Origin of the sequence: Streptomyces parvus (genome assembly GCF_014648875.1) — a bacterium.
Taxonomy (GTDB): Bacteria; Actinomycetota; Actinomycetes; order Streptomycetales; family Streptomycetaceae; genus Streptomyces; species Streptomyces parvus.
In genome coordinates this window covers 117,430-135,055 of record NZ_BMRY01000005.1, presented here as the reverse complement: position 1 = coordinate 135,055, position 17,626 = coordinate 117,430, and the positions used below count along the sequence as shown (strand labels likewise).

Genomic DNA, 17,626 nt, shown 5'->3' with positions numbered 1-17,626 from the left:
GAGTTCCATGACGTCCACCGCCCCCCGCCCCTCGCAGGACCCCCCGACGGAACCGTCCGCCGGGCCCGCCGTCGCCCTGACCGAGGTCCACAAGACGTACGGGACCACCCGGGCCGTCGACGGGGTCTCGCTGACCGTCGAACGCGGGGAGTTCTTCGGGCTGCTCGGGCCCAACGGGGCGGGCAAGACGACGCTCGTCGAGATCATGGAGGGCCAGCGGCGGGCCGACTCCGGCACGGTCGCGGTCCTGGGCATGAGCCCCTGGCCGCGCAACACCGCCCTGCTGCCCCGGCTCGGCGTGCAGACCCAGGCCTCCGCGTTCTTCGTCCGCCTGACCGCCCGCGAACACCTGGCCACCATGGCCGCCCTCTACCGGTGCGACCCGGCGGCCGCCGAGCGCACGCTCGCCTCCGTCGGCCTCACCGAGCAGGGCGACACCCGGGTCGACGACCTCTCCGGCGGCCAGCGGCAGCGGCTCGCCATCGCCTCCGCCCTGGTCCACGAACCCGAACTGATCTTCCTGGACGAGCCGACCGCCGCCCTCGACCCGCAGGCCCGCCGCTCGCTCTGGCAGGTCCTGCGCGACCTCAAGGGCCAGGGCCGCACCATCGTCTACACCACCCACCACCTGGACGAGGCCGAGGCGCTCTGCGACCGGGTCGCCATCATGGTCGCGGGCAGGGTCGCCGCGCTGGACAGCCCCGGCCGGCTGATCGCGGCCGCCACCCCGACCACCCGGCTGCTGGTTCCGGCCGGCCGCCTCACCCCGGAACAGGCCCGCGCCATCGCGGACGTGGACCGGGTGACCGAGGAAGGCGGCTCGCTCGTGCTGGAGACCCTCGCCGCGGGCCGGGTTCTGGCCGCCGTCGACGCGATCACGGGGCTCCAGGGCGTACAGACCAGGACGGCGAGCCTGGAGGACGTGTACCTGGAGCTGACCGGCACCGGCACCGGCGCCCCACAGCCGTAACCCCCGGAAGATACGCCTCCCCGGCAGCTCCGGCCCCCGGAAGTCCCGCCCCACCCACGCGCATCGATCCAGCGAACCAGCGATACGGAGACACCCCATGAGCGCCTACACCGCGCTGAGCCAGGCCGGGTACCGGGCCTATACCCGCGACCGCACCACCCTCTTCTTCACCTTCGCCTTCCCGCTGATCTTCCTGGTCGTCTTCGGGCTGATCTTCCACGGCCAGACGGTCGAGGAGAGCGGCAAGCCCTACATCAACTACATCGCGCCCGGGGTGCTGTCCTGGGGCGTCGCCAACGCCGCCGTCTTCGGCGTCGGGTTCGTCCTCATGCAGTGGCGGCGCGACGACATCCTCCGCCTGATCAGGATGACGCCCACCCCGGTCTCCACCGTCCTCGCCTCCCGTTACGTCCTGGCCCTGGCCATCGGGGCCGTCCAGGCGGCCCTCTTCGTCGCCGTGGCCCTGCTGCCGTCCTTCGGGCTTGAGCTGGACGGCCGCTGGCCGCTCGTCCTGCCCGTGCTGGTGCTCGGCATCACCGCCTTCCTCGCGCTCGGCGTCATCGTCGGCAGCTATGCGAAGACCCCCGAAGCGGTCGCCGCCGTCGCCAACTGCCTGATGATTCCCATGGCGTTCCTCTCCGGCTCGTTCTTCCCGCTGGACGCCATGCCCGGCTGGATGCAGGCCCTCTCCCGGATCCTGCCGCTGCGCTACTTCAACGACGGGGTCTCCGGCGCGCTGACCGGCGGCGGCTCCCTGGCCGACATCGGCGTCGCGTGCGCCGTCCTCGCCGGATTCGCCCTCGTCCTCGGCGCGGTGGCGCTGAAGACCTTCCGCTGGAGCGACAAGTCATGACGACGGCCACCGCCCCGACCGCGCTGGACGCGGCGCGCGCCCGGCTCCAGTCCGCGCTGTCGGCCCGCCACGCGGACGCCCCCGGCGCGGGTGACCTGCCCGCGCCGTACGTGGTCCCGCTCGGGGCCGCCGACGTCCTCGGCTTCGGCCGCCCGGACCCGTACGCGGGCACCCGGCCCGCCGCCACCGTCCAGCTGACCTCCCGGGCCGTTCTCATCGGCCCCTGGGGCGGCGCGCCCGACGCCGCCGTCTGCGGTCAGTGCCTGGCGATGCGCTGGCAGCGGCTGCGCAGCCGCTCGGAGCGGGAGGCCCTGGAACTGGGTCACGAGCCGCAGGGGGCCGTGGACTGGCCGGTGCTCACGGAGTACGCGGTGGACGCGGTGTGGGCGACGTACAGCGCGGTCTTCACGGGCCTGCGCAGCAGCCTGGGAGCGCCCGGCCCCGAGGCGCCCACGTGCCCCGAGGGGTCCACCGCCACCCCCGCCGACCGGGCGCTTCCCCAGGTCACCCGGGTCGACCTGGTCACCCTCGCCACGGCCACCTTCCCGCTGCTGCCCGAACCCCTCTGCCCCGCCTGCGTCCACGAGGTCCCGGACACGGCCGAGGCCGCCCGGATGGTCCTGGCCCCCGCCCCCAAACCGGACCCCGGCACCTACCGTCTGCGTACCCTGGACTCCTATCCGCTGCCGACCGCCGCCCTCGCCAACCCGGTGTGCGGCGCGCTCGGTTCCGACATCTGGATCAACCCCACCTCCACCACCACCGCCCCGGTCGCCGGAACCCACTTCGTCCGCGGTTACGCCGGTCTCAACGACGTCACCTGGAGCGGCCAGGCCAACCGGTACGCCACCAGCCGCGCCCTCGCCCACCTGGAGGGCCTGGAGCGGTACGCGGGCACCCACCGGCGACGCGGCACGGCCCCGGTCGTCGACAGCTACCGCAACCTCTCCGGCCAGGCGCTGAACCCCGCCGACTGCGGCTTCTACACCCCGCAGACGTACGCCACCGACCCTTTGGTCAGCCCCTTCGACCCGGACCGGCCGATCCCCTGGGTCTGGGGCCACTCCCTGCGCGACGACGCCCCGGTCCTCGTCCCGTCCCGGCTCGCCCACTACAGCGCGGGCGTCGACGCCGACAACTTCGTCTTCGAATGTTCCAACGGCTGTGCCACCGGCGGCAGTCTGGAGGAGGCGATCCTCTTCGGCCTCCTCGAACTCGTCGAGCGGGACGCCTTCCTCCTCGCCTGGTACGGACGGACCCGGCTCACCGAGATCGACCTCACCGGCGCTGCCACCCCCGGCGTCCGCTCGATGCTCGACCGGGCGGCCCTGCACGGCTACGACGTGCACGCCTTCGACACGCGGATGGATCTGGCGGTCCCCGTCGTCACCGCCCTCGCGGTGCGCCGGGACGGCGGCCCCGGCACCCTGTCGTTCAGCGCGGCGGCCGGCTTCGACCCGGCGGACACGGTGGAGTCCGCCCTGTCCGAAGTGCTCACCTACATCCCGCACCTGCCCTACCAGGTGGCCGAACGCCGGGCCGAACTGGAGGCGATGGAGCAGGACTTCACCAAAGTCCTGCACCTCAAGGACCACGCCCAGCTCTACGGGCTGCCGTCGATGGCCCGGCACGCCGTCGAGTACCTGGAGCCGGCCGCCGTGCTCCCGCTGACGGAGGCGTTCGCCGACTGGCAGCCGCTGCGCCCCCGCACCGGCGACCTGCTGGACGATCTGCGGTTCCTGCGGGACCGGCTGACCGAGGCGGGCCACGACGTCATCGCCGTCGACCAGACGACGCCGGAACAGCACCGGATGGGCCTGCACACCGTCTCCGCCATCGTCCCCGGGCTGCTGCCGCTGGACTTCGGCTGGACCAGACAGCGGGCGCTGCACATGCCCCGGCTGCGGACCGCGCTCCGGGCGGCGGGCCGCCGGACCGACGACCTGCCGGAGGCGGAGATCAAGGCCGTCCCGCACCCCTTCCCGTGACCGGCCAGCGTACCACGTACGACAGCCCCCTCCGACCGACGGAGGGGGCGGGCGCACGAGCGGGCCGAGCAGCGGTGTCAGGCGCAGCAGGAGGTGGTGCTGGTGGTGCTGGAGCAGGTCGACGTCGAGGAGCACGACGTGGAACCGGCGAGGACGACCTCGGAGGCGTCGGAGTAGTCCGAGATCTCGAAGGTCTCCGACTCCAGCTCCAGGATCTCGTCGGCGAGGGTGGCGAGTTCGGTCTTCGGGGCCATGGTGATCTCCCTGGTCTCGTGGGGGCCCGGCCGGCCGTTCCGGCGCGGTGCCCGGTGCTGGACCCATTGCAGGGGTGGCCGCTGTCAGATCGGCCGCGGTTTCGCTGTCACATCGCTGACACCCGGTGGCAGGGCGACGGGGCGGTACGTGACAGCCGTACGGAGCAGGCTCGTTGAGCAGAGATGAGGTGCGCGGTGGTCACAGCGGAGAGAGCCACGAAGAACGCGGACGACGACGGGCACGCAAGGGGGGCGGAAGCGGCGAGAGGAGCGGTGCGGAGGGACGGGAGAGCTCCGGGGGGCCGGCCGCCGGGAGGCGTGCCCCTGCCGCGCCCTCTGCTCCGCTCCGCCGTCGAGCTCTACCTCGACCTCCACGCCCACCCCGAACTCTCCGGCCACGAACACCGCACCGCCGGCCGCCTCGCCGCCCGGCTCGCGGAACACGGCTGTACGGTCACCCGTTCCGTGGGCGGTGGCCACGGGCTCGTCGGGGTCCTGCGCAACGGCCCCGGGCCCACCGTGCTGCTGCGCACCGAGCTCGACGCGCTGCCCGTCACCGAGGCCACCGGACTCCCGTACGCCAGCACCGTGCCCGGAGCCATGCACGCCTGCGGCCACGACCTGCACATCGCGGCGGTCACCGGCGCGGTGGAACTCCTCGCCGCCACCCGGGACGCCTGGCGCGGCACGGTCCTCGTCGTCGGCCAGCCCGAGGAGGAGACGCTGAGCGGGGCCCGGTCCCTGCTGGAGGACGGCAGGCTGTACGAGCGGTTCTGCGTTCCCGACGCGGTCCTGGCCCAGCACGCCGCCCCGCTCCCCGCCGGGACCCTCGCCCACGCGCCGGGCGGCGGGGAGCCCCTGATGGCGGGGAGCGTTGCCGCCGAGGCGGTCCTGCACGGCCGGGGCGGCCACGCGGCCACCCCGCACCTGAACATCGACCCGGTCCTGATCGCCGCCGCCACCGTGCTGCGCCTGCGCACCGTGGTGGCCGAGGAGACCGCGCCCGCCGAACAGGCCGTGCTCACCGTCGGCTCGGTGCGGGCGGGCGAGCGCGGCAACATCACCCCGGACCGCGCCGAACTCTCCCTGACCATCAGGGCGTTCACGGACTCGGCGCTCGACCGGCTGGCGGCCGCCGCCGAACGGGCCGTCCGGGCCGAGGCCGCCGCCTTCGACGCCCCGCGCGCCCCCGCGTTCACCGTCGTCGCCCGCTCGCCCGCCCTGCGCCCCGACCCGGTGCTCACGGCCCGGGTTCGCCGGGCCCACGAGGCGCTCCTCGGCCCCGGCCGGGTGCTGGACCTCGCCGGGTCGACGGCCACCGAGGACTTCCCGCACTTCGCGGTCGGCGGGGTCCCGGTCGCCTACTGGATGCTCGGGACCACCGGAGCCGGGCCCTGGCGGACGGCCCGCGCCGGAGGCGAGGCCGTACCGCCCAACCACGCGCCCGGCTTCGCCCCCGACGTCCGGGCCGCCCTGCCTGTCGGCATCACGGCCCTGGCGGCGGCGGCCCGGCAGGTCCTCGGCCCGGGGCCCGCCGGGAGCCGGGAGACGGCGTCATGACGGCTCGCCGGACCTCCCGGGCCAGGGCCGTGGTCGATGTCGTCGTCGTACGCCGCGACCGCGCGGCCCCGACCGGCTGGACCACCGTCGTACGGCTGCTCGGACTGCTCCCGGGGCACTGGACCTGCCACCCCGAGGTGGGGCAGGACCGGGTGGTGCTGCGGGTCGAGCTGGCCGGGACGACGGACGCGTCGGCGGTGCGGCGGGCGGTGTCCTGCGTCCTGGCCGACACGGCCCTGCGCGGCTGGGCGGAGGAGCCGCAGCCGAAGGGCGTGCCCGGCGGATCCTGACCGGGGCGACGGGGCGACGGGGCGACGGGGCGACGGGGCGACGGGCGACGGGGCGACGGGGCGACGGGGCGATGGGGTTACGGGGCCACGGGGCCACGGGGCCACGGGGCCCTGCGGTCCCGCGGCCCCGGCGTCCCGGAGACCGCCGGCGGTCAGATCCAGCCGCGTTCGCGGGCCAGCAGCGCGGCCTGCGCCCGGCTCGCCGCGCCGAGCGTCTGCATCAGATCGGCGACATGCCGCCGGTAGGTCCGCACCGACACCCCCAGCTCCCGCGCCCCCGCCTCGTCCTTGCCCACCGTGCACATCGACACGAGCACCCGGCGCTCGATGCCGGAAGGGCGGGCGGCGGCCGCGCCCTCGCCGCTCTCCGCGCCACCGACGGCCAGGGACAGATCGTCGGCCTGCTCCCAGATCCGTTCGAACAGGGAGATGATGTTGGAGACCAGGCCGCTGCGATGGGCCAGGAGCGCGCCCCGCGAGGTGTCGCGCGGATCCAGCGGGACGAGCGCCGCCCGGCGGTCGTAGACGAGCAGCCGCTCCGTGGTGTCCGACGTCACCCGGATCGCCGCCCCGTGCTTGGCCAGTTCGCGCAGATAGGCGGCGGTCGGCGGGTCCTGGAGCGCCGCGCTGGAGACGACGTTGCGGATCCGCACCCCGCGCCGCAGACAGCGCAGGTCCAGCGGGCGGGACCGGGCGATGTTCTCCGGCGACAGCCGTGTGTACGGTTCCACGGACATGATCTCGTCCCGGGCGAAGAACGCGAGGTCGTCGATCCGGTTACGGATCTGGGCCAGCCCCTCCAGCTGCTCGATGCCCTGCGGATGGGGTGTACGAGCCCCCTGCTCCGCGCGTAGACCCTCAATGACGTGCCGCGACCGGGTGACGCGACGCAGCTCCTGGTGGAGCGCCGCGAGCCGTACGTCGACCAGCCGGGCGAGCGCCGTCTCGGGGTCCGCGGGGAAGATCCGCCGCTCCGCGTCCTCGGCGTGCAGCAGCCCCATCTCCTGGAGCCGGGCGATCCGGGTCCTGGGCTGGCCGTACCGGGAGCGCAGCAGGGGGTGGAGATCGTCGGCGCGGGTCCCGGGGTTGCGCAGGAAGTGCCGGTAGATCTCCTCCTCGGCCTCCGGGACCCCGAAGACAGACATCTCGTTCTCGCCCACGTACGCCCCCGATGCCGATGCCGTGGGGCTGTCGCACCGAGGGGGATCGCCCCGCGCCGCCCGCCCCGGCCACTGCTCGCTCTCGCCCGTGCCCGGTACGTGCCTCTATGTCGACCGCGTGAATGACGCTCTCGCGCCACTCCGCACGTCCCGTTGTGCAAGGTTCGGGCAAAGACTAGACGCTGGGATCACTCCTGTGAGGATCCCTGGCACAACTGTGTGCGAGACGGAGATGAACGGTGTGCGACCGTCGACGAGCGGCGGGCCCGGCACGACGGGCGGCCGGGGCCTCCCGGCCGGTTGCGGGCGCGGCTGTCACCCCCGGGTCGTAACCTGGAACCCCCCGGCGCGTCCCACGTGTCGGGCCCTTCGCGTTGCCCGGCCAGCAGCCGGCTGCCGGCAACGTCCGAGCCACCGCTGATCTGATCCCGGACGGAAACTTCATGAGCCTGCACGGTCTGCTGGATGTCGTCGTTACGGACCCGGCGCTCGCCGAGGCGGTGAAGGCCGCCGGGGACGGGCACCGGGCCCATGTCGACATGGTCGGCCCGCCCGGCGCGCGCCCGTTCGCCGTGGCCGCGCTGGCCCGGCAGACCGGCCGGACCGTGCTGGCCGTCACCGCCACGGGCCGCGAGGCCGAGGACCTGGCCGCGGCCCTGCGGACGCTGCTGCCGCCGGACACAGTCGCGGAGTACCCGTCCTGGGAGACCCTGCCGCACGAACGGCTCTCGCCCCGCTCGGACACCGTGGGCCGCCGCCTCGCCGTGCTGCGCCGCCTGGCGCACCCCCGCGAGGACGACCCGGAGACCGGCCCGGTCTCCGTCGTCGTCGCCCCGATCCGGTCCGTGCTCCAGCCGCAGGTCAAGGGGCTCGGCGATCTGGAGCCGGTGAGCCTGGCGGGCGGGCAGAGCGCGGACCTGGGGGAGGTGGTGGACGCGCTGGCGGCCGCCGCGTACTCCCGGGTGGAACTGGTCGAGAAGCGCGGCGAGTTCGCCGTACGCGGCGGGATCCTGGACGTCTTCCCGCCGACCGAGGAGCACCCCCTCCGGGTGGAGTTCTGGGGCGACGAGGTCGAGGAGATCCGCTACTTCAAGATCGCCGACCAGCGGTCGCTGGAGGTCGCCGCGCACGGGCTGTGGGCCCCGCCCTGCCGCGAGCTGCTGCTGACCGACCAGGTGCGGGAGCGGGCGGCGATCCTCGCCGAGGCCCACCCGGAGCTGGGCGAACTGCTCGGCAAGATCGCGGAGGGCATCGCGGTCGAGGGCATGGAGTCCCTCGCCCCGGTCCTCGTCGACGACATGGAGCTGCTGCTCGACGTCCTGCCGAAGGACGCGATGGCGATCGTCTGCGACCCGGAGCGGGTGCGGACGCGGGCGGCCGATCTGGTCGCCACCAGCCAGGAGTTCCTCCAGGCGTCGTGGGCGGCGAGCGCCGGCGGCGGCGAGGCCCCGATCGATGTGGGCGCGGCCTCGCTGTGGGGCATCGCGGACGTCCGGGACCGGGCCCGCGAGCTGGGCATGATGTGGTGGTCGGTCTCCCCGTTCGCCGCCGACGCCGCCGACCACGACGACGACACCCTCCAGCTCTCCATGCACGCCCCCGAGGCGTACCGGGGCGACACCGCCCGGGCGCTCGCCGACACCAAGGGCTGGCTGGCCGACGGCTGGCGCACGGTGTACGTCACGGAGGGCCAGGGGCTCGCCTCCCGTACGGTCGAGGTGCTGGGCGGCGAGGGCATCGCGGCCCGCCTCGACGCGGACCTCACCGAGATCGCCCCCTCCCTCGTCCACGTCTCCTGCGGGGCGATCGAGCAGGGCTTCGTCGACCCGGCGCTGAAGCTGGCGGTGCTCACCGAGACCGACCTGACCGGCCAGCGCACGGCCACCAAGGACCTGGGCCGGATGCCGGCCCGCCGCAGGAAGACGATCGACCCGCTGACGCTGGAGGTCGGCGACTACATCGTCCACGAACAGCACGGCGTCGGCCGGTACGTGGAGATGGTGCAGCGCACGGTCCAGGGCGCGACCCGCGAGTATCTGCTCGTCGAGTACGCCCCCGCCAAGCGCGGCCAGCCCGGCGACCGCCTCTACATCCCGACCGACCAGCTGGAGCAGGTCACCAAGTACGTCGGCGGCGAGGCCCCGACGCTGCACCGGCTCGGCGGCGCGGACTGGACCAAGACGAAGCAGCGGGCGAAGAAGGCGGTCAAGGAGATCGCCGCCGACCTGATCAAGCTGTACAGCGCGCGCATGGCGGCCCCCGGCCACGCCTTCGGTGCGGACACCCCCTGGCAGCGGGAGCTGGAGGACGCCTTCCCGTACGCGGAGACGCCCGACCAGCTGTCCACGATCGCCGAGGTCAAGGAGGACATGGAGAAGACGGTCCCGATGGACCGGCTGATCTGCGGCGACGTCGGCTACGGCAAGACGGAGATCGCGGTCCGGGCGGCGTTCAAGGCGGTCCAGGACGGCAAGCAGGTGGCGGTCCTGGTCCCCACGACGCTCCTCGTCCAGCAGCACTACGGCACGTTCACCGAGCGCTACTCCCAATTCCCGGTCAACGTGAGGGCGCTGAGCCGCTTCCAGTCGGAGACGGAGTCCAAGGCGACCCTCGAAGGCCTGAAGGACGGCTCGGTCGACCTGGTCATCGGCACGCACCGCCTGTTCTCCTCCGAGACGAAGTTCAAGGACCTCGGCCTGGTCATCGTGGACGAGGAGCAGCGGTTCGGCGTCGAGCACAAGGAGCAGCTGAAGAAGCTCCGCGCCAACGTCGACGTGCTCACGATGTCCGCGACCCCCATCCCCCGTACACTCGAAATGGCGGTCACCGGCATCCGCGAGATGTCCACGATCACCACCCCGCCGGAGGAGCGCCACCCGGTCCTCACCTTCGTCGGCCCGTACGAGGAGAAGCAGATCGGCGCGGCGATCCGCCGCGAACTCCTGCGCGAGGGCCAGGTCTTCTACATCCACAACCGGGTCGAGTCCATCGACCGGGCGGCCGCCCGCCTCCGCGAGATCGTCCCCGAGGCGCGGATCGCGACAGCACACGGCCAGATGTCCGAACAGGCCCTGGAGCAGGTGGTGGTGGACTTCTGGGAGAAGAAGTTCGACGTCCTGGTCTCCACGACGATCGTCGAATCCGGCATCGACATCTCCAACGCCAACACGCTGATCGTGGAACGCGGCGACAACTTCGGGCTCTCCCAACTCCACCAGCTGCGCGGCCGGGTGGGCCGGGGCCGCGACCGTGGCTACGCCTACTTCCTCTACCCGCCCGAGAAGCCCCTGACGGAGACGGCCCACGAGCGCCTGGCGACGATCGCCCAGCACACGGAGATGGGCGCGGGCATGTACGTGGCGATGAAGGACCTGGAGATCCGCGGCGCGGGCAACCTGCTCGGCGGCGAGCAGTCCGGCCACATCGCGGGCGTCGGCTTCGACCTGTACGTCCGCATGGTCGGCGAGGCCGTCGCCGACTACCGGGCCCAGATGGAGGGCGGCGTCGAGGAGGAGCCCCCGCTGGAGGTCAAGATCGAGCTCCCGGTCGACGCGCACGTCCCGCACGACTACGCCCCCGGCGAGCGCCTGCGCCTCCAGGCGTACCGGGCGATCGCGTCGGCCTCCTCGGAGGACGACATCCGAGCGGTCCGCGAGGAGCTGACGGACCGCTACGGCCCCCTGCCCGAACCGGTCGAGAACCTCCTCCTGGTGGCGGGCCTGCGCATGCTGGCCCGCGCCTGCGGAGTGGGCGAGATCGTCCTCCAGGGCTCCAACATCCGCTTCGCCCCGGTGGAGCTGCGCGAGTCCCAGGAACTCCGCCTGAAGCGCCTGCACCCCAAGACGGTCATCAAGCCGGCGGCCCACCAGATCCTGGTCCCGCGCCCGACGACGGGCAAGATCGGCGGCAAGCCGGTCATCGGCCGCGAACTGCTGGCGTGGACGGGCGAGTTCCTGACGACGATCCTGGGGTCGTAGGTCCCGGGGTCTGTGAACGACGGGCCCGCCGGGCGAGCAAGCCCGGCGGGCCCGAGACGTGAGGTCACTCAGTCGGGGACAGCGCCCCCGCGATCTCCTCGTGCAACCCCGACGGCAGTCGCGTCCCCCAGCGGTCCGCCGCCTCGGCCGCCAGCTCCCGGCTCCACTCCCAGCTGTTCGCGGCCGCCGTACGGACCGCCTCCGGGGTCAGGGGCCCGATGGTCGTGGCGTGCCGCTCGACGTCCGCGCCCGGCAGGTCCGCCTCCAGGGCGCGGCTCGGGGTGAGCCAGTGGGCGGTCGAGCCGCGCAGCAGGCGGCAGAGCTTGAGCTGGAGCGGGGCGATCACGGCGTGCAGCAGGTTGTGGGCGCGGGCGTGCTCGCCCCGGGCCTGTACGTGGGCCAGCATCAGCGTCCAGTTGGCCAGTTCGTCGGTGAGCTGCTGGGCGGTGGCCACCGGCTCCGGCGGGGTGAAGGCGGCCAGTTCGCGGGCGGCGGCGGTCAGGCGGCCGGTGCGGTCCAGGAGCACGGCGGCTTCGGGGCGGGGGAAGTGGACCTGGCCGCGCCAGGTGGCGATCTCGGCGATGCCGGAGCCCGTGGGCTCGACGTGGAACTCGCCGCGCATCAGGTCGTCGAAGACCACCGCGAGGATGCCGTACATGTTGGTGTACGCCAGCTTCAGCGGGGCCAGCCGCTCCACGAACTCCCGCCCGTCGAAGGTGTCGACGTCCTCCTCCCGTACGTACAGGCAGGCGTCCAGGTCCGAGTGGGCGTCGGCCTCGCCGAGCGTCCACGATCCGTAGAGCAGGACGCCCTCCACCCGCGGATCGGCCTCGGCCGTCTCGCGCAGCGACTCGATGCGGCGGTCCAGGGGCAGAGCGTCGGCGGGCAGGGGAGCGGGGGCGGTACGGGCGTGGGTGGGCCGGGCGTGCGGCATGGCCGGGTCTCCTGAGGAAGGGTGCGTGGGCAGACCAACGAGGCCGGCGGTCGACGCCGGGCTGCTTCCGGTCCCGGTCCGGGACCTCGTTCGTCGCTCAGGAAACGCCCATGAGGGCAGTCTAGGCCGTGCCTGTCAGCCGCCGCCCCCGCTCTCCGGCGCGAAGACCAACGCGGCCAGTGACCGGAACGCCTCCTCCGGGTCCCGGCCCGCCATCGCGTCCGCCAGGTTGCCGGTGAGCAGCAGCGTCGCGAAGCCGTGGGCCAGCGACCACGCGGCCACCCCCGCCAGGCGGTCGTCCTCGCCCCGGCCGGCCGGCGGGAGGTCCGCCACGCCGGAGCGCAACGCCTCGGTCGCCCGGGCGCGGGCGGCCAGCAGGTCCGGGTCGTCGGCGCGGTGCAGGTCCGGCTGGAACATCACCTGGAAGTGCGCGGGGTGCGTCGCCGCGAACCGTACGTACGCCACGCCCCGCTCCCGTAGATCCGGGGCCCCGGCCAGCGCGTCGGCGAACAGGGCGTAGCCCTCGGCCGCCACGGCGGTCAGCAGGCCCGTGCGGTCCTTGAAGTGGTGCGCGGGAGCGGCGTGCGAGACGCCGGCCCGGCGGGCCAGATCGCGCAGGCTCAGGGCGGCGGGGCCCTCGGTCGCGATGACGTCGAGGGCGGCGGTCAGGATGGCGCGCCGCAGATCGCCGTGGTGGTAGGTGCGTTCGCGCTCGCTGCTCATGGGGGAACCCTACCCGGCATCTAGTCATTGACAAGTTCGCGTGACGCGAGCCATGCTGGAGGTTCAATCTAGTCGCTGACTAGATCTGCGATTCCTGTCCGGGAAGGCGGAGATCATGACCGGAGAACCGGCCCGTGTGCGGCAGATGTGGCACCTCCTGGAGCCCCTGCACGCCGTCCTCTACTACGCCCCCGCGGCCTTCGAGGAGGCCGCCGCGCTGGGGTACGACACCGAGGAGCGCTGGGCGAGCTACTTCGCCTGGCGCGCGGCTCCGCTGGGGGCGGTGGGAGCGGCGGAGGTGGTGCGGACGTTCCACAGCTTCGCCCCGGCGATGGTGGACGGATACGTTCCGGACGGCTGGGTGACCGCCGCCCCGGACGCCGTCCTCGCGGCCCGGTTGCGGGCCGTCGACCGGTCCTACCGGGCGCTGTTCGGGGACCGGGTGGAGGGGCCGGAGTTCGCGGAGGCCGCCGCCCTGGCCCGCCGCGCGGCGGAGGCGGCGGGCCGGGACGCCCCGGGCGGCCTCGGCGTCGCCAAGGTCCCGGGAGTGCTTGGTGGCCTCGGAGCCGCAAAGGCCCCGGGAGTGCTCGGTGGCCTCGGAGCCGCCAACTCCGCCCTGCCCTGGCCGGACGCCCCGCACCTCACGCTCTGGCAGGCGGCGACCGTCCTGCGTGAACACCGGGGCGACGGGCACATCGCCGCTCTCATCGGGGCCGGGCTCTACCCGGTCGAGGCGCTGGTCTCCTTCGCGGCGGTCGGCGCGGCGGCCCCCGCGGTCTTCGCGAGCCGGGGGTGGAGCGCCGACGAGTGGGGCGCGGCCCGGCGGCGTCTCCAGGAGCGCGGGCTGCTGGCGGCGGACGGCACGGCCACGGACGCGGGGCGCGAGCTGCGCGCGAAGGTGGAGCTGCGCACCGACGAGGAGGCCGCGGCGCCGTGGCGGGCGCTGGGGGAGGCGGGGCGGGAGCGGCTGGTGGAGCTGCTGGGGGAGCCGTGGCTGGCGGTCATCGGTTCGGGGCTGCTGCCGTCCGAGAACACCCTCGGCATCGGGAAGGTGTGACCTGCGGTGGAAGGGTGAGCCCCCGGGCCGGGGCCGGGGTCGGGGGCTCACGCGTGGCTCATCCCTGCTCGGGATGCACCGCGATGGCGATCTTGCCGCGGGGGCGTCGACGGCCCTCGCCGACGGAACCGCCCTCCAGCAGCGTGTGCGCGTCCGCCATGTCGGCCAGCGGAAGCACCGCACCGACCACCGGGCGGAGCTCGCCCCGGTCGACCAGCCGGCTGAGGGCGTCGAGCTTCGCCCGGCCGGGGCTGACGAAGAGGAAGTGGTAGGTCGCGTTCACGCCCCACGCGGCGAGCAGGTTCTGCGGTTCGGGGATGTCCACGATCGACACCACGCGGCCCCGGTCGGCGAGGACCTCCGGACTGCGGGTGAGGGTGTCCCTGCCCACCGTGTCCAGGACGACATCCACCCCGCCCAGCTCACGGACCTGCGGAACGTAGTCGCCGGCCGAGAAGTCGATCACGGTGTCGGCCCCCAGCCCGGTGACGAACTCGTGGTCCTTGGCCCGCGCCGTGGTCACCACCTCGGCCCCCAGCGCGTGGGCGACCTGGATGGCGGCCGAGCCGACCCCGCCCGCGCCGCCGTGCACCAGGACCCGTTCCCCGGCCTTCACGCCGGCCCGCTCGACCAGCGCCTCCCACACCGTCACGCCCACGAGCGCCAGACCGGCGGCCTCGACGTGCGACAGCCCTTCGGGCCTGCGGGCGACCAGGGCCTGGTCGACCACGTGGAACTCGGCGTACGTCCCCTGACCGGCGAAGACCGGCGCCAGATACCAGACCTCGTCGCCCGGCCGGAAGTCGTCCGCCCCGGGGCCGGTCTCGACCACCACGCCGGACACGTCGTTGCCGATCACCGCCGGCAGTGCCACCTCGTCGCGGTAGTCGCCGCGCCGGGTCTGCAGGTCCAGAGGGTTGACGGATGTGGCGTGTACGCGCACCAGCACCTGGCCGGGGCCGGGAGCGGGTCGCGGCAATTCCCGGGCGGCGAACGCGGTGTCCGCGTCGCCGAAGTGGACGAGTTCCATCACACGCATCGAAGTCGACATGCCGCCACGGTAAATCGTCATATCGAGAATTGCCAATATGTGATTGGGTTACGATCGCCTGGTGTTCTCGGAGACGGAGTTGCTGGCTGTGTTCCGGGCCCTGTCCAACCCGGCCCGGCGCCAGATGCTGGTGTGGCTCAAGGAGCCGATGTGCTTCCCGGGCCAGGAGCCCGCCGACGTCGAGATCGGCGTCTGCGTGAGCGACATCCAGCGCCGTTCGGGGCTGGGGCAGTCGACCACCTCGCAGTACCTGGCGATACTGCGGCAGGCGGGGCTGGTGGTCGCCACGCGGCGAGGCAAGTGGACCTACTACCGCCGCGACGAGGCGAACATCGCCCGCCTCCTGGAGACCTTGGGCGACGTGTTCTAGCCCCTCGCCGTTCCGTTCGCTCATCGAGGGATGGGCGGATCGTGGCCGGCCGCCCATAGGATTCTCGCCGTCCGGTCTCCTCCCCGTCAGGACGGCTCCCCGTGATAGCTCCCCGTACGCCCCGCCGCCGTACGCACCGGGCGGCGGCCCTGCCCGCCGTCGGCGCCCTCGTCGTGCTCGCCCTGGCGAGCGGTTGCAGCCCCGACGACCTCGCGGCCGACGGCGGCGGCACGAGCGGCGGGACCGACGGCGGCGCGCAGTCCGCCGAGGGCTTCGGCGTCAGCCCGCTGGACAACCCGGACGGTACGAAGCCGGGCCTGGCCCCCCTCACCGGCGACACGGACCGGGCCGCCGCCCGGAAGCTCATCGAGCAGGTGGCCACTAAGGGGCGCGGCCCGAAGACGGGCTACGAGCGTGACAAGTTCGGCTACGCGTGGAAGGACGGGGTCGACGGCATTCCGCTCGCCCGCAACGGCTGCGACACCCGCAACGACCTGCTCGCCCGCGACGGCAAGGACATCGAGCACAAGGCGGGGTCCGACTGCGTCGTCATGGCGATGACGCTCAAGGACCCCTACACCGGCGAGACCATCGACTGGCGCAAGCAGCAGGCGACGAAGGTGCAGATCGACCACGTGATGCCGCTGTCCTACGACTGGCAGATGGGCGCCGCCCGCTGGAACGCGTCCAAGCGCGAGCAGATCGCCAACGACCCGCTCAACCTCATCCCGGTGGACGGCCCCGCCAACAACGCCAAGCGCGACTCGGGACCCGCCTCCTGGCTCCCGCCGTACAAGCCGGTCCGCTGCTCCTACGCGGTGCGGTTCGCCCAGGTCTCGCTGAAGTACGAACTCCCGGTCACCACGGCCGACAAGCGGGCCATGCTGGCCCAGTGCGGCGGCTGAGCGGGCACTGGCCGAACCGCACTCCGAGCGTGACGCGGCTCGCCGCACGACCGCCGCCGCTCCCTCGGCGTGCCGGGCGCCGTCCCTCCACCCCGTGCGACGGCGCTCGTCAGCGGGGTGCGGTTCCCACGGCGGACCAGGGACGCCGGGAAAGCTGGTGGGACACGGCGATGCGGGCCGATAGTGGGCCCCGTCCCGACCCTCTTGAGGAGAAAGGCCCCTGAAGGCCATGCGCAAGCGACTCACCACACTCCTGGCGGGCGTGGCGGCGCTCATCGCCACCTCGTTCGTCTTCGCTCCCAGCGCGAGCGCCGACGCGTTCCGCTGCGGCCACTCCGGCAGCGACCCCCGCGCCTGGTGCGCCTACGTGCAGAAGGCCCCGAACGGCCTGACCATCCGCTCGGGTCCGGGTACCAACTACTCGGCCGTCGGTACCGCCCACAACGGCAGAAAGCTGGAGATCGACTGCTGGACCTACGGCACGTCCGTGAACGGGTACAACATCTGGGCCCGGCTCTACAGCCCCATCGGCCTGAAGTACGTGAGCGACTACTACCTGACGACGGGGCGCATCCAGAGCTACGTGAGCAAGTGCCTCTGACTCGCCGGGCCCGGCGCTGAGGGCCCTACCGCGGTGGCATCCGGCCCGGCCGGGACCGAACCCGGTCCCGGCCGGGTCACGTGCTGCTGAAGCACCGGCGGTCGTCGGCCCGCGCGGAGACCAGGCAGGCCTGTACACCGCCGGGGCCACCGCCGACCATGGGGGTGCTCAGGTAGCCCTCGGCGTCGTACTTGTCGGCTATCCGGACCGACTGGGTCTCCTGTCCGGGAGCGCTCACCTCCAGCCGGTCACCGATCTCCCCGAACCAGATCCTCGCCCAACTCGCCCCGCAGCCTTCGCTGTAGCGGATGTCGACCCGGGTCCGGTCGTCGAACTCCCGCTCGGCGACCGTCAGCGGAGCACTGCCGTCGATCCCGCAGGCGTTGGGCTGCGACCTCTTTCCGGTGCATTCGGCACCGCGGCAGCCGGGCTTGAGCCCCTCCGGCTTTCTGTCGGACCAGATCAGGAGGGCCACGCCCACGACGGCGAGCGCGAGCAGCGCGGACAGGGCCGCGGCAGGCAGCCGAAGGGCCGGCACGGACCGGTCCCGGGCCTGTTCGGTCCGCGGCTCCTCCGGGGCCGGGGCAGTGGATTCCGATATGTCCTGGGCCGGCCCAGGGGGCGTCGGCGGAGCCTCCGGCACCTCTTCGGCGCCGGCAGCCGCGGGCCGTTCCCCGCTCTCGGTGGGCGGCTGCCGCCGATGGCGTGAGGCCTCGGCCAGCTCCCACAGAGCGAGCAGCGGTCCCGGTTTTCGGCCGGCCAGTTCGCACAGCTCCCGGACCACCCCGCGTGGCGGCAGATGCGCGCCGCTCAGGTAACGCTGCCAGGAGGACTTACTGGCGGTGGTCCGCTCGGCGAGCGCTACCAGCGTCAGCCCGGTCTGCTGCCGGACTCTCCTCAACTCCCTCGCGAAGACCACTCGTTCATGCGGCA

General features: G+C 73.4%; 16 protein-coding genes. 10 read left to right on the top strand and 6 right to left on the bottom strand.

From position 1 onward, the window contains the following. Positions 1-7: 7 nt before the first annotated feature. The 3 genes from IE140_RS17405 to IE140_RS17395 all read left to right on the top strand — a co-directional run bounded on the left by IE140_RS17405 (position 8) and on the right by IE140_RS17395 (position 3,811). A complete protein-coding gene (locus IE140_RS17405) occupies positions 8-970 on the top strand; it encodes an ABC transporter ATP-binding protein (protein ID WP_189460513.1) in 963 nt (320 codons plus the stop codon). 97 nt (positions 971-1,067) lie between these two features. Continuing rightward, entirely contained in the window at positions 1,068-1,823 is a 756-nt protein-coding gene (locus tag IE140_RS17400) for an ABC transporter permease (RefSeq protein WP_150198280.1), read from the top strand. Beyond that, entirely contained in the window at positions 1,820-3,811 is a 1,992-nt protein-coding gene (locus IE140_RS17395) for a TOMM precursor leader peptide-binding protein (protein ID WP_150198278.1), read from the top strand. Before IE140_RS17400 ends, IE140_RS17395 begins: the two co-directional genes overlap by 4 nt. 77 nt (positions 3,812-3,888) lie before the next feature. Here IE140_RS17395 and IE140_RS17390 read toward each other — a convergent pair whose 3' ends face one another. Then, the gene (locus tag IE140_RS17390; RefSeq protein ID WP_150198276.1) at positions 3,889-4,065 is read right to left on the bottom strand and encodes a thiazolylpeptide-type bacteriocin; all 177 of its coding nucleotides are present in this window, start codon (positions 4,063-4,065) and stop codon (positions 3,889-3,891) included. 183 nt (positions 4,066-4,248) lie between these two features. Here IE140_RS17390 and IE140_RS17385 point away from each other — a divergent pair, with 183 nt between their 5' ends. Together IE140_RS17385 and IE140_RS17380 are read left to right on the top strand one after the other, a co-directional pair. Continuing rightward, positions 4,249-5,625: an amidohydrolase gene (locus IE140_RS17385; protein ID WP_150198274.1), complete on the top strand. Its 1,377-nt coding sequence runs from the start codon at positions 4,249-4,251 to the stop codon at positions 5,623-5,625. Further along, on the top strand, positions 5,622-5,915 hold the full coding sequence (locus tag IE140_RS17380; protein WP_150198272.1) for a hypothetical protein: 294 nt from the start codon (positions 5,622-5,624) through the stop codon (positions 5,913-5,915). Before IE140_RS17385 ends, IE140_RS17380 begins: the two co-directional genes overlap by 4 nt. 152 nt (positions 5,916-6,067) lie before the next feature. On the opposite strand, the gene IE140_RS17375 is transcribed toward IE140_RS17380, so the two are convergent. Continuing rightward, positions 6,068-7,075 carry a helix-turn-helix transcriptional regulator gene (locus tag IE140_RS17375; RefSeq protein WP_150198411.1) on the bottom strand — a complete coding sequence of 336 codons (1,008 nt, stop codon included), beginning with the start codon at positions 7,073-7,075 and terminating at the stop codon, positions 6,068-6,070. 443 nt (positions 7,076-7,518) lie between these two features. Here IE140_RS17375 and mfd point away from each other — a divergent pair, with 443 nt between their 5' ends. Continuing rightward, on the top strand, positions 7,519-11,052 hold the full coding sequence (gene mfd, locus IE140_RS17370) for a transcription-repair coupling factor (RefSeq protein ID WP_189460511.1): 3,534 nt from the start codon (positions 7,519-7,521) through the stop codon (positions 11,050-11,052). Positions 11,053-11,116: 64 nt separating this feature from the next. Here the strand turns inward: mfd and IE140_RS17365 are convergent, their stop codons facing one another. Both IE140_RS17365 and IE140_RS17360 read right to left on the bottom strand, forming a co-directional pair. Further along, the gene (locus tag IE140_RS17365; protein ID WP_229826831.1) at positions 11,117-11,986 is read right to left on the bottom strand and encodes a nucleotidyltransferase domain-containing protein; all 870 of its coding nucleotides are present in this window, start codon (positions 11,984-11,986) and stop codon (positions 11,117-11,119) included. Between the two features lie 135 nt (positions 11,987-12,121). Next, positions 12,122-12,709, bottom strand: coding sequence for a TetR/AcrR family transcriptional regulator (locus IE140_RS17360; RefSeq protein ID WP_093437107.1), 588 nt, complete (start codon positions 12,707-12,709; stop codon positions 12,122-12,124). A 115-nt stretch (positions 12,710-12,824) separates the two neighbouring features. On the opposite strand from IE140_RS17360, the gene IE140_RS17355 reads away from it, so the two are divergent. Beyond that, positions 12,825-13,766: an SCO6745 family protein gene (locus IE140_RS17355; protein ID WP_189460509.1), complete on the top strand. Its 942-nt coding sequence runs from the start codon at positions 12,825-12,827 to the stop codon at positions 13,764-13,766. 58 nt (positions 13,767-13,824) lie between these two features. Here IE140_RS17355 and IE140_RS17350 read toward each other — a convergent pair whose 3' ends face one another. Beyond that, the gene (locus tag IE140_RS17350) at positions 13,825-14,817 is read right to left on the bottom strand and encodes a zinc-binding dehydrogenase (protein WP_093437112.1); all 993 of its coding nucleotides are present in this window, start codon (positions 14,815-14,817) and stop codon (positions 13,825-13,827) included. A gap of 61 nt (positions 14,818-14,878) precedes the next feature. Between IE140_RS17350 and IE140_RS17345 the strand changes: the two genes are divergently transcribed. The 3 genes from IE140_RS17345 to IE140_RS17335 all read left to right on the top strand — a co-directional run bounded on the left by IE140_RS17345 (position 14,879) and on the right by IE140_RS17335 (position 16,693). Next, the gene (locus tag IE140_RS17345; RefSeq protein WP_150197599.1) at positions 14,879-15,187 is read left to right on the top strand and encodes an ArsR/SmtB family transcription factor; all 309 of its coding nucleotides are present in this window, start codon (positions 14,879-14,881) and stop codon (positions 15,185-15,187) included. Positions 15,188-15,288: 101 nt separating this feature from the next. Further along, positions 15,289-16,092: an HNH endonuclease family protein gene (locus tag IE140_RS17340; protein ID WP_189460508.1), complete on the top strand. Its 804-nt coding sequence runs from the start codon at positions 15,289-15,291 to the stop codon at positions 16,090-16,092. A 229-nt stretch (positions 16,093-16,321) separates the two neighbouring features. Further along, on the top strand, positions 16,322-16,693 hold the full coding sequence (locus tag IE140_RS17335) for an SH3 domain-containing protein (protein ID WP_093437120.1): 372 nt from the start codon (positions 16,322-16,324) through the stop codon (positions 16,691-16,693). A gap of 76 nt (positions 16,694-16,769) precedes the next feature. On the opposite strand, the gene IE140_RS17330 is transcribed toward IE140_RS17335, so the two are convergent. Further along, positions 16,770-17,612: a helix-turn-helix domain-containing protein gene (locus IE140_RS17330; RefSeq protein ID WP_229826830.1), complete on the bottom strand. Its 843-nt coding sequence runs from the start codon at positions 17,610-17,612 to the stop codon at positions 16,770-16,772. Between the last annotated feature and the right edge of the window lie 14 nt (positions 17,613-17,626).